Raw genomic sequence first — 11,787 nt, 5'->3', positions numbered from 1 at the left:
CCCGCGGTTCTCCACCCCCCCCCCCGCCCCGCCAAGCCTTCTCCGTCACGTCTGCAGCAGCACCACGCACGACTCGCCCGGCAAGCTCAACAACCCGTCCGCGCCCGGCACCCCCACCGGCTCCCACGCGGCCAGCACGCGCGCCGGACGGGTGCCGAGGGGGATCGACGCGCGCTCCTTGTCGAGGTTCACGGCCACCCGGACGTCACCGCGGCGGAAGGCGAGCCAGCGGGCGGCTTCGTCGTAGGCGACCTTGACGTCCGAGAGGTCGGGGTCCGAGAGGTCGGGCTGGGCGTTCCGGAGGGCGATGAGTTCGCGGTACCAGGCGAGCACGCGCGCGTGGAGCCCGTTTTCCGGTTCGGACCAGTCGAGACAGGAGCGGTCGCGGGTGGCCGGATCCTGCGGATCCGGGACGTCTTCCTCGGCCCACCCGTGCGCCGCGAACTCCCGCCGCCTGCCCCGGCGTACGGCCTCCGCGAGCTCGGGATCCGTGTGGTCCGTGAAGAACTGCCAGGGCGTGCCCGCCGCCCACTCCTCGCCCATGAACAGCATCGGTGTGAACGGCCCGGTGAGCGTCAGCGCGGCCGCGCAGGCCAGCAGACCGGGAGAGAGGGAGGCCGAGAGCCGATCGCCCTGGGCGCGATTGCCGATCTGGTCGTGGGTCTGTGAGTAGCCCAGGAGGCGGTGCGCGGAGATCCGTGTGAGGTCCAGCGGGCGGCCGTGTCCCCGGCCGCGGAAGCTCGAGTACGTGCCGTCGTGGAAGAAACCCCTCGTCACCGTTTTCGCGACGGCGGCGAGCGGGGCCCGGGCGAAGTCCGCGTAGTAGCCCTGCGCCTCACCGGTCAGCGCGGTGTGCAGCGCGTGGTGGAAGTCGTCGTTCCACTGCGCGTGCAGCCCGAGCCCGCCCTCCTTGCGGGGCGTGATCAGCCGGGGATCGCCCAGGTCCGACTCGGCGACGAGGGAGAGCGGCCGGTCCAGCTCCCCGGAGAGCGCGTCCACGGAGGCCGACAGCTCCTCCAGGAAGTGGCACGCGCGTGTGTCACGCAGCGCGTGCACGGCGTCCAGGCGCAGCCCGTCGAGCCGGTAGTCACGCAGCCACGCCAGAGCGCTGCCGAGCAGGTAAGCGCGCACCTCGTCCGAACCGGGCGCGTCCAGGTTCACGGCCGAACCCCAGGGCGTGTGATGCGTCTCCGTGAAGTACGGCCCGAAGACGGGCAGGTAATTGCCGGACGGCCCCAGGTGGTTGTGCACGACGTCCAGGACGACGCCGAGCCCGAGCTCGTGCGCCCGGTCGACGAAGCGTTTCAGCGCCTCGGGGCCGCCGTAGGGCTCGTGCACGGCCCACAGCGACACCCCCTCGTACCCCCAGCCGTGCCGCCCAGGGAACGGGCACAGCGGCATCAACTCGACGTGCGTCACGCCCAGTTCCACGAGATGCCCGAGCCGCTCGGCGGCCGCGTCCAGGGTGCCCTCGCGCGTGTACGTCCCCACGTGCAGCTCGTACAGCACCGCACCCGGCAGCCCGCGTCCCGCCCACTCGGCGCGCCACGCGTACCGCTCGTGGTCGACCACCGCACTCAGCCCGTCGGGCCCGTCCGGCTGCCGGCGCGAGCGCGGGTCGGGCAGCACCGGGCCGTCGTCCACCGCGAACCCGTACCGCGTCCCGTCCGCCGCCTCGGCCTGCCCCTTCCACCACCCGGGACGGTCCGGATCGGGCTCCAACGCGCGCGTGGTGTCCGCGCAGTGGAGCGTCATGCGGTCGGCCTGTGGTGCCCACACCTCGAACTGCACGGACGGTTCTCCCTCGTCTGCTCACCGTGACGTCGCCGGTCCCATGGTGCGTCACGCGAGATCAATTCACCTTTGAATCCTGCCGATCGAATGACTGAAAAGGACGGAACGCAATGTCCGCACTCCTCTGAACTGCTGCGTTTTCTGGACACCCCGGCCGTGCTGCCAGACAATCAGCTCCGTGACGTCGTCCTCCGAGTTCCACACCTATCCCGCGCGGCTGTCGGACGCCGAGCGCGACAGGGCGCTGAAAGCGCTCCGGGAGGGCGCTGCCCTGGGGCGGCTCTCGCACGACACGTTCGTCCGGCGGATGGAGCTGGCGTTCGCCGCCCGTACCCTCGACGAGCTCGCCGTGCTCACCGCCGACCTGCACACCGAGAGCCGCTGGTCGCGGATGCTGTTCGGCACGGTCGAGGCGGTCTCCGGCTTCACCGTACGGCTGCGCAGGGCCTGGCAGGCCGAGCGGCTCCCCAAGTTGCTGCTGCCCCGGCCGGACAGCCGGTACCCGTTGCGCATCGGCCGTGATCCCGCCAACGGCCTCAGGCTCAGCCACGAGACGGTGTCCCGGGTGCACGCCGAACTCACCCGCCAGGGCGGCCTGTGGGTACTGCGCGACCTCGGCTCGACCAACGGCACGTCCGTGAACGGGCGGCGCGTGATCGGCGCCGCCGTCGTCCAGGTCGGCGATCAGGTCAGCTTCGGCCGGATGACGTTCCGGCTCGCGGCGAATTAAGGCCACGCCCGCTCCTTGGCCAGGGACACGCCCGCCACCCCTGGCCGAAGGTCACGCCCGCCCGACCGGCGGAACCGCAGCTTCCGCCGAGCGGCTCCACAGCGGCCGAAGTTCCTGCCGCTGCGGCGGTGTTGACGTACCTTCCCAGCCATGACTCACTGTGCGTACACCATGCACACCAAGTGAACCGACGGGCCCACTCGCAGCGGAGGTAAGACCCTGCCGGCACTCCTCCGTTACCCGTCCGTCGACGAACTGGGCGTCCGGGCGGCCGCGCTCGTCGCCCGCCGCCCACGGGATGCCCGACTGCGCCAAGTGGGCACGTCGCGGGCCGGACTTCCGCTGTGGCTGCTGTCCGTCGGACACGGCAGCCGGCAGGCCCTGATCGTCGCGGGCCCCCACTCCAACGAGCCGGTGGGCGGCGCCACCGCCCTGCGGCTGGCCGAACGGACCCTCGCCGACCCCCGGTTGTGCGACGGCGCCGACGTGACCTGGAACCTGCTGCTGTGCCTCGACCCCGACGGCTCGCGCCGCAACGAGGGCTGGCTGCCGGGCCCGTACACCCTCGGCCACTACTTCCGGAACTTCTTCCGCCCCGGCTTCCTGGAACAGCCCGAGTGGCTGCCCGACGGAGCGGACGGGGCCGCGCTTCCGGAGACCCGCGCCCTGCTCGGCCTGCAGGACGAACTGCGGCCATTCTTCCAGTGCTCCCTGCACGGCGTCGACGTGGGCGGCGGCTTCGTCGAGCTGACCCGCGACCTGCCCGGCCTCGCCCCGCGCCTCGCGCACACCGCGGCCCGCCTGGGCATCCCGCTCGAACTCGGCCCGTACGACACGCTGTACTGGCCCACCCTGGGACCCGCGGTCTACCGGATCCCGCCCCCGCGGCACGGAGACCTGGCGGCGGCCATAACGGAGGCGGCGGTCGAGTCCACATGGTTCCACCCGCACCAGTACGGCACGGTGACCGCGGTCGTCGAGGCCCCCATGTGGGGCGTGGCGGCCGTGGCGGACGGCACGGCGCCCGCGGACGCCGAAGGGGTCCTCCGGAGCGTCAGCCGCACGCTGCGGCGTGACACGGAGCTTCTGGAGGGCCTGCTGGCCCGCATCCGCCCCACCCTGGACACGGTTCCTGACGCGGACCGTCTCCTCGCGCCCGTCGACGACTACCTACTGGTATGCCCCGGCCTCGCCGACTCCTGGGACCCCGACACGGAGCCGGACGCCGACGGCGGCGCACGTACGCTGCCGCCGCTCAACACCGCCCGCCTGACCGCCCTGCGCATCTCCGCCCGGCGGATAGCGCTGCGCACCGCTGGGCTGCTCCACCAGCTCGTGACCGTCGCGGGGCACGACCCGTCCGGCGCGACGGCGGACCTCGACCGGCTCATCGACGAGTGGTGCGCGGACTACCACGACGGGCACGGGGCGCGCTGGATCCCCGTCGCGCGGCAGGTCGAGTACCAGGCGCGGGTGGTGCTCGCCGCGTTCGAACTGGCCCAGCGGCGTGTCCCCGGGGCGCGGCCCGGCGCGCGTCCGATCGACGCGCCCCCGGCGAGGGCCGAAGTGCCGTTCGAGTGAGTCCGGTGGGTTCCGGGGCCCGCCGTGCCGATGCATAGGGCATGACTACAACCATCAAAGCGGTACGCAACGGTCTGCTGGCGGCGTGTGCCCTGCTCGCCGCGGCAGCGGTCCCGGTTCAGGCGGCCCCCCACGGGGCGATCCCCGACGACTGGCTCTACGTCACGGTCACCAGTGGCGACGACACCCGCTCGGGCACCCCTCGCGGCACACTGCTGCGCTGCGATCCGCCCCGGGGACACGCGCAGGCGGTACCGGCTTGCGAGGAGCTCCGGACCGCGGACGGTGACGTCGGCCGCATCCCGCCGAAGGACGGCTACTGCCCGATGATCTACGCCCCGGTGACCGTGTCCGCGCGCGGAGAGTGGGGCGGCCGCCCGGTCACCTACAAGAAGACCTTCTCCAACTCCTGTGTGATGGCGGCACAGACGGGAGGGGTGTTCGCGCTGGCGGACTGAGCCACCGGGAAGTGAGGCACGCGCGTGGCCGTCATCGGCCTCCACGCGTGCGTGCCTCAGGCCGCCCTGCCCCGCCCCGCGCGTGCCGCGCAGCCGCCATCACTGTGCGGCTCTGGTGCTCGATCTGGTGTTCCAACGGCACCCAGCGCGCCCGGAAGTGTTCGGCGAAGTCCTCGCTCCAGGACGCGACCAGCCGTTCCAGGTGGGGCGCCGCCCGGTCGTCGGTCTCCTGGAGGACCCGCAGGAGCATCGCCGCCGCCCGCAGGGGGAGCCGGCGGCCGAACGCGTCGACACTGCTGAGGTACGCCATCGTCGTGTCCGCGGGCGGCGTCCGGACCCAGTCGCCGGCCAGCCCCGGCACCAGTTCCAGCGCCCACTTGGCGGCGCGCAGGAGAGGGCCGTCGGGCCCCGGAAGACGTGGCAGCGCCTCGGCCAGGACGCTCTCCACCTGGAGCGCGTCCTGGCGGAGCCGGAGCGCCAGGCGTCGCATCGCCGCCGCCGGGGCGGGATGCGGCGCGGGGTCGTCCACCAGGTCGCTCGCCCACATCGGTACCTCGACGACCGCGGTCAGGCCGCCGTACCGGTGTGCGTGGTACCAGGTGCTGTGCCGGGCGTCGTCGGGCATGCTCGGGTATGCCGCGTCCGTGCCGGGCGCGGGCATCACGTGCACACCGGGACCGGAGGCCGGCCAGCCGGCTGCGTCCGAGGCGCCCGTCTCGACCGGGATGTGCAGCTCCGCCGCGGACTTGGCGAACGGCTCGGCGAGGCCGGGGATGTCCTTCGTCAGCTGCACCCAGCTGCCGCCCAGATCGGTGCCGTGGAGGGACACCTGGAGGTAGGGGCGGAGTTCGTCGATGACCCCGGTGAGGGCGCGCGTCTCGGGCGGCAGCCGGTCGGGCGGCAGCACGGACGGGGACCACTCGGGCTGTTCGGGGCCGGCCGGGCGGAAGAAGCCGAGGTGGTAGTCGAACAGTGTGCGCGGCGCCGGCGTCACATGGAGGCTGGCGCCGTCCGGGTCCGCGCAGAGCAGGAAGTGCCAGGAGGCGTCGACCCGCAACTGCCGGTCGCGCTGGACCCGTTCGGCCAGCGACAGGAGGGTGGAGCCGCCGGTGGGCTCATTGGCGTGGGCGCCCGCGACGACCAGCACGGAACGCTCGGCGTGGCCCACGGAGAGCAGGTTCAGAGGCCGGCCCGCGCGCGAGGCGCCGACCTGTCTGAGGGAGCAGAGACCCGGCCGGTGGGCCGCCAACGCCCGGGCGGAGGAGACGAGTTCGGTCACACTGGGGTAGCGCAGCTCCGGCAGGAGACTCACCCCCGTCTTGGTCCGCCCGGCGTCGCAATCCGCAGTAGTCCACGGTCCTGGTGACCTGTCAAGGACGTGAAGGGGCGCCTTCAGGGGGCGCCCAGCAGCATTTACCGCCAGCAGGGGGGACCAAGTCGGCGACGCGCTCCGGAGTGCCTGATCACGCTCCCTCCCCGGAGCCGGAGTCGGAGCCGTCACCGACCCGCTCCAGGAGCACCACGGGCAGCGGCTCGAAAAGCGCTTCCACGCGCGCGTGTCCCGTGAACTCCCGCCCCGGGGTGAGCAGATCGGCCCACCGCCCCGCCGGCAGCGCAAGCACCGTGTCGCGCCAGCCACCCGCCTCCTCCAGGCGCAGCGACAGCCGCGTGACGGCTGTGATCACCTCTCCGGAGCGCACGAACGCCGCACAGTGGGCGGCACCCGGGCCCTCCGCGAGGAGCGGCGTGTACGTCGCCGCCTCGCCGAACGCGGAAGGCCGCCGCCCGCGCAGCCGCACCGCGGTCGTCGTGAGCGCGGCCTTCTCGGCGGACAGGCCCTCCGAGTCCTTCGGCGGGAAGTGCGCGGGCCGCCGGTTGTCCGGGTCCACCAGGGCCCGGTACTCGACCTCCGTGCCCTGATAGAGATCCGGCACACCCGGCATCGTCAGGTGGACGAGCGCGGCCCCCAGGACGTTCGCCCGCACGTACGGCTCCAGGGAGCTCCTGAACCCGGCCACGCGCTGCCCGGGCGCCCCGCACGGCCCCGCCTTCAGGAAAGCCGTCACAGAGGCCTCGTACGCGGGATCCTGCTCGGTCCACGCGGTGACCAGACCCGCCTCCCGGACATGCTTCAGCAACGCGCCCTGGAGCCGCTCCTCGGCGGCGGGACCGAGTCCGACGGCGGTCTGCCACGCGGCCCAGGCCACCTGGGGATCGGGCGCCGCCAGTCCATCGACCGCCGTCCGCCCGGTCACCTCGGCGAGCAGGTCGGCCCAGCGCAGCGGGACCTGTGTGAGCACCGAGATCGCCGCCCGTACATCGGCGCTGCGCTTCGTGTCGTGGGTGGACAGCACGGTGCCGGTGGCCGGCCAGTCACGCTGCACGCGCGCGCAGTAGGCGTGGAAGACCTCCGGGGACACGGCCGGGGACACCGGCTCGCCGCCCACCTCGGTCGCCGACAGCAGCGGCACGTACCGGTAGAACGCCGTGTCCTCCACGGACTTCGCCCGCAGCGCCGACGCTGTCTGCGCGAACCGGGCCCGGAACCCCTCGTAGGCGGGCCCGTCGCCGATCCGGCCGAGCACGAAATCCCGTACGAGATCCACCGCGTGTGCCTCCTCGGGCACCCGGAAGGCCTGCCGGGCCTCCTCCGCGGCCTCCTCGGTGACGACGGACGCGGCGTCGCCGGAGGCGTAGGGCCGGTAGACCTCGAGGCGGACCAGGAGCTCCCGCAGCGCGGTGCGCAGGGCCCAGGGGGCGTGGTCGCGCAGCGCCGGGTCGGGCGAGGTGCGGCACAGGCGGCTCGCCTCGCGGGTGAGGCGGTCGATCTCGGTGGCCAGCTCGTGATGGACCACCTTGTACGCGGCCCGCCGCACCGTCGCCTCCCAGACGCCGCCCCGGTCGGCTTGAGGGGCCGCGTACCGCCGGTACTGGCCGAGGAGTTCCCCGGCGCCCGCCGGGTCCGTGAAGAGGCCGTCCACGTGCCGCAGCGCGTCGTAGCCGGTGGTGCCCGCGACCGGCCAGGCGGCGGGCAGCGGTTCGCCGTCCGCGAGGATCTTCTCGACCACGGTCCAGCGGCCGCCCGTCGCCTCGTGGAGGCGGCGGAGGTACGCGTCCGGGTCGGAGAGGCCGTCCGGGTGGTCGATCCGCAGGCCGTCGACCACGCCCTCGTGCAGCAGCTCAAGGATCTTCGCGTGCGTGGCCGCGAACACCTCCGGGTCCTCGACGCGCACCCCGATGAGCTCCGAGATGCTGAAGAAGCGGCGGTAGTTGAGCTCGGTACGGGCCAGCCGCCACCACGCCAGGCGGTACCACTGCGCGTCCACCAGCTCAGTCAGGGGCAGGTGCTCGGTGCCGGCGCGCAGCGGGAACGCGTGGTCGTAGTAGCGCAGGACGTCGCCGTCGACCTCCAGGTGGCCGAGCTCCGCGCCGAGCGGCCCGCCGAGCACCGGCAGCAGCATCCGCCCTTCCTGGGCCTGCCAGTCGATGTCGAACCAGCGCGCGTACGGCGAGTCCGGGCCCTCGCGCAGCACCTCCCACAGGGCGCGGTTGTGACGCGGAGCCATCGCCATGTGGTTCGGCACGATGTCCACCACCAGGCCCAGACCGTGCTCCCGCGCGGTGCGCGACAGCGACCGCAGCCCCGCCTCGCCGCCCAGTTCGCCGCGCACGCGCGCGTGGTCCACGACGTCGTAGCCGTGCCCCGACCCCGGAACGGCCTCCAGGACCGGCGACAGATGCAGATGGGAGACCCCGAGCGAGGCCAGATACGGCACGGCCGCCTCGGCCGCCGCGAACGGGAACTCCGGCTGCAGCTGCAGCCGGTAGGTGGCGGTCGGCACGGCGGGGGCCACCGGATCGGGACGCTCAGGTGTCATGGGAACCTACGTACCCGCCCAGCGGCCTTTCGTGTCATCGACACGCCACCGCTCCGCGGGAAGGGCAGTGAAGGCAGTACTGAAGCCGCGGGTCCGTTGTGGCTGGGCGCGCCCACGCGGCGGAGCCGCATGATGTTGCAGCCCCGCGCCCCTTGAGGGGCGCGGGGAACCGTCGGACTTTGCCCATCAGTTCAGGCAGGTCGTTGGAGGACCATCATGCTCCGGTCCACCAGCGACAGCCGGTCGCCCGCCTTCACCTTCGCCGCCGTCGCGGGGTCCACCCCCTCCGAGCGGGCCGTGTCGACCACGACCTGCCACTGCCGCCCGTGATTGACCGGCACCACGAACTCGGTCGTCTTCGGTGAGGCGTTGAACATCAGCAGGAACGAGTCGTCGCAGATGCGCTCACCGCGCGGGCCCGGCTCGGAGATCGCGTTGCCGTTGAGGAACACGGACAGCGCACGCGCCTGCGTCGAGTTCCAGTCGCGCTGGGTCATCTCCTCACCCGCGGGGGTGAACCAGGCGATGTCCGACAGCTCGTCGTGGGTGCCCTGCACGGGCCGGCCGTGGAAGAACCGACGCCGCCGGAACACGGGGTGCTCGCGGCGCAGCCGCACCATCTCGCGCGTGAACTCCAGCAACTCGCTGCCGTCCTCGGGCCACGGCACCCAGGCCAGCTCGTTGTCCTGGCAGTACGCGTTGTTGTTGCCGCGCTGCGTGCGCGCGAACTCGTCGCCGTGGCTGAGCATCGGCACGCCCTGGGAGAGCAGCAGTGTCGCGGTGAAGTTCCGCATCTGACGTGCCCGTAGCTCGAGGACCTCCGGGTCGTCGGTCTCGCCCTCGACCCCGCAGTTCCACGACCGGTTGTGGCTCTCGCCGTCGCGGTTGTCCTCGCCGTTGGCGTCGTTGCGCTTCTCGTTGTACGACACGAGATCGTTCAGCGTGAAGCCGTCGTGGCAGGTCACGAAGTTGATCGAGGCCAGCGGTCGGCGCCCGTCGTCCTGGTAGAGGTCCGACGACCCCGTCAGCCGGGACGCGAACTCCGCGAGCGTGCGCGGCTCGCCCCGCCACATGTCCCGTACGGTGTCGCGGTACTTCCCGTTCCACTCGGTCCACAGCGGCGGGAAGTTGCCCACCTGGTAGCCGCCCTCGCCCACGTCCCAGGGCTCCGCGATCAGTTTCACCTGGGAGACCACCGGGTCCTGCTGTACCAGGTCGAAGAACGACGACAGCCGGTCCACCTCGTGGAACTGGCGGGCCAGGGTCGCCGCGAGGTCGAAGCGGAACCCGTCGACGTGCATCTCGGTGACCCAGTAGCGCAGCGAGTCCATGATCAGCTGCAGCACGTGGGGGGAGCGCATGAGCAGCGAGTTGCCCGTCCCCGTGGTGTCCATGTAGTAGCGGGGATCGTCCGTGAGCCGGTAGTACGAGGCGTTGTCGAGGCCCCGGAAGGACAGCGTCGGCCCCAGGTGGTTGCCCTCGGCCGTGTGGTTGTAGACCACGTCCAGGATGACCTCGATACCGGCCTCGTGCAGCGCTCGTACGGCCGACTTGAACTCCAGGACCTGCTGCCCGCGGTCACCCCAGGAGGCGTACGCGTTGTGGGGGGCGAAGAAGCCGATCGTGTTGTAGCCCCAGTAGTTGTTGAGGCCCATGTCCACCAGACGGTGGTCGTTCACGAACTGGTGAACGGGCATCAGCTCCAGTGCCGTGACGCCCAGCTCGGTCAGGTGTTCGATGATGGCCGGATGCGCGAGCGCCGCGTACGTGCCGCGCAGTTCGTCGGGCAGCCCCGGGTGCCGCATCGTCAGACCCTTCACATGGGCCTCGTAGAGCAGCGTGTGGTGGTACTCGGTGCGCGGGCGCCGGTCGTCGCCCCAGTCGAAGTACGGGTTGACCACCACCGAGGTCATCGTGTGAGGAGCCGAGTCCAGGTCGTTGCGCTTGTTCGGCGACCCGAAGTGATAGCCGTACACCTCCTCGCCCCACTCGATGCCACCGCTTATGGCGCGCGCGTACGGGTCGAGCAGCAGCTTCGCCGAATTGCAGCGCTGCCCGCGCTCCGGCGCGTACGGGCCGTGCACGCGGAAGCCGTACCGCTGGCCCGGCATGATGCCGGGCAGGTACGCGTGCCGTACGAACGCGTCGCTCTCGCGCAGCTCTATGGCCGTCTCGGAGCCGTCGTCGTGCAGCAGACACAGTTCGATTCGGTCCGCGGCCTCCGAGAAGACCGCGAAGTTGGTGCCGGCGCCGTCGTACGTGGCACCGAGTGGGTACGCCTGTCCAGGCCAGACCTGCATGGATGCAACTCTTCCAGTTGTGCGATGCCGCGTGGGGCGACTCCCGCCCGAGTCTCCCCGAAAGTGATGGAACCACCTATGACTTACCTCCCTCTTACCGGTTGACCCGTGCATACGAGGTATGCCGACCAGTGGGATTCAAGGGACTCCTAGGGCAATAGGAGGAGTGGGGGGAATGTGCGCAACATAGTGCACCGCCATTTGGGCAAGGTGATGGCGGGCGCGGGCATCGCGGTCGCCGGGACCGCCGTGATGGTCGCGATCACTCTGCCGGGTTCGGCGGGCGCCGACGACTCGGGCAGTGGCCAGGGAGCCGGCCAGACCTCCCAGCAGGCGGGGCAGGATCAAGGCCAGGGCCAGGGCCAGACCGCAGTGCAGCCGGGCGTCGTCGAGCAGGCCCCCGCCGACGGTGACACGGGCAAGGGACGTGACCCGCTCACCGACGACGAGACCAAGCGCGTCGAGCAGCTCGCCCTGGACCGGCAGCTGCTGCGCACCAGCGAGAACGTCGAAGGGGACCGGGGCCCGCAGCGGATCACCGTCAACCTCGCCGAGCCCGAGGCGGACGAACTGGACGACCCCGACGCGCCGCGCCGCGCCGACGTGTCGTTCTACGACTACAAGGACGACTCGCTCGTCACCAAGACCGTCAACCTCGACACCGGCAAGGTCGAGGGGACCGACACCCAGCAGGGCGTTCAGCCGCCGCTCAGCCGCGCCGAGACCATCGAGGCCACACAGCTCCTGATCGCCGACCCGCTCGGCGCCGGCCTGAAGGCGGACTACAAGGACGCCACCGGCAAGGAGCTGACCACTCCTGACCAGCTGACGCTCAGCAGCATGGTCTTCCGGGCGAGCCCGGGCATGCCGGCCGCCATCGCCGACTGCGGCGAGCACCGCTGCCTGCGACTCTTCGTGAAGGTCAAGAACGGGCCCTGGATCGACAGCCGTGACCTGGTGGTCGACCTGAGCGCCCGCAAGGTCACCAGGATCGGCTGAACGGGTCTCCAGTCAGCGACCTTCGTTCATCGCCCTGAGTTCACTTT

The 11,787-nt window shown here is 71.8% G+C and carries 8 protein-coding genes; 4 read left to right on the top strand and 4 right to left on the bottom strand.

What is annotated here, in order from left to right; translation table 11 throughout:
- Positions 1-45: 45 nt before the first annotated feature.
- Positions 46-1,791 carry a malto-oligosyltrehalose trehalohydrolase gene (gene treZ, locus ACTWQR_RS42630; protein WP_443232652.1) on the bottom strand — a complete coding sequence of 582 codons (1,746 nt, stop codon included), beginning with the start codon at positions 1,789-1,791 and terminating at the stop codon, positions 46-48.
- 181 nt (positions 1,792-1,972) lie between these two features.
- On the opposite strand from treZ, the gene ACTWQR_RS42625 reads away from it, so the two are divergent.
- The 3 genes from ACTWQR_RS42625 to ACTWQR_RS42615 all read left to right on the top strand — a co-directional run bounded on the left by ACTWQR_RS42625 (position 1,973) and on the right by ACTWQR_RS42615 (position 4,563).
- On the top strand, positions 1,973-2,524 hold the full coding sequence (locus ACTWQR_RS42625) for an FHA domain-containing protein (protein WP_443232651.1): 552 nt from the start codon (positions 1,973-1,975) through the stop codon (positions 2,522-2,524).
- A gap of 219 nt (positions 2,525-2,743) precedes the next feature.
- Positions 2,744-4,105: a M14 family zinc carboxypeptidase gene (locus ACTWQR_RS42620; RefSeq protein ID WP_443232657.1), complete on the top strand. Its 1,362-nt coding sequence runs from the start codon at positions 2,744-2,746 to the stop codon at positions 4,103-4,105.
- 41 nt (positions 4,106-4,146) lie between these two features.
- Positions 4,147-4,563: an SSI family serine proteinase inhibitor gene (locus tag ACTWQR_RS42615; RefSeq protein WP_443232650.1), complete on the top strand. Its 417-nt coding sequence runs from the start codon at positions 4,147-4,149 to the stop codon at positions 4,561-4,563.
- A gap of 31 nt (positions 4,564-4,594) precedes the next feature.
- Here ACTWQR_RS42615 and ACTWQR_RS42610 read toward each other — a convergent pair whose 3' ends face one another.
- From ACTWQR_RS42610 to glgX, 3 genes are all read right to left on the bottom strand, one after another.
- Positions 4,595-5,875 (bottom strand): M14 family zinc carboxypeptidase, encoded by a 1,281-nt coding sequence (locus tag ACTWQR_RS42610; RefSeq protein WP_443232649.1) that lies wholly within the window; start codon positions 5,873-5,875, stop codon positions 4,595-4,597.
- Between the two features lie 151 nt (positions 5,876-6,026).
- Positions 6,027-8,441: a malto-oligosyltrehalose synthase gene (gene treY, locus ACTWQR_RS42605; RefSeq protein ID WP_443232648.1), complete on the bottom strand. Its 2,415-nt coding sequence runs from the start codon at positions 8,439-8,441 to the stop codon at positions 6,027-6,029.
- A gap of 191 nt (positions 8,442-8,632) precedes the next feature.
- Positions 8,633-10,741 (bottom strand): glycogen debranching protein GlgX, encoded by a 2,109-nt coding sequence (gene glgX, locus ACTWQR_RS42600; RefSeq protein ID WP_443232647.1) that lies wholly within the window; start codon positions 10,739-10,741, stop codon positions 8,633-8,635.
- 177 nt (positions 10,742-10,918) lie between these two features.
- Between glgX and ACTWQR_RS42595 the strand changes: the two genes are divergently transcribed.
- The gene (locus tag ACTWQR_RS42595) at positions 10,919-11,740 is read left to right on the top strand and encodes a Tat pathway signal sequence domain protein (protein ID WP_443232646.1); all 822 of its coding nucleotides are present in this window, start codon (positions 10,919-10,921) and stop codon (positions 11,738-11,740) included.
- Positions 11,741-11,787: the final 47 nt, after the last annotated feature.

Origin of the sequence: Streptomyces sp. 2A115, from assembly GCF_052245575.1 — a bacterium.
In the GTDB taxonomy this organism is placed as follows: Bacteria; Actinomycetota; Actinomycetes; order Streptomycetales; family Streptomycetaceae; genus Streptomyces.
This window is presented reverse-complemented; position numbering and strand designations above follow the sequence as displayed.

What these genes read in the sequence shown, in the direction of transcription:
- ACTWQR_RS42615 (WP_443232650.1), top strand. Translation starts at nt 4,147, where the DNA reads ATGACTACAACCATCAAAGCGGTACGCAACGGTCTGCTGGCGGCGTGT.
- treY (WP_443232648.1), bottom strand. Translation starts at nt 8,441, where the DNA reads ATGACACCTGAGCGTCCCGATCCGGTGGCCCCCGCCGTGCCGACCGCC.
- glgX (WP_443232647.1), bottom strand. Translation starts at nt 10,741, where the DNA reads ATGCAGGTCTGGCCTGGACAGGCGTACCCACTCGGTGCCACGTACGAC.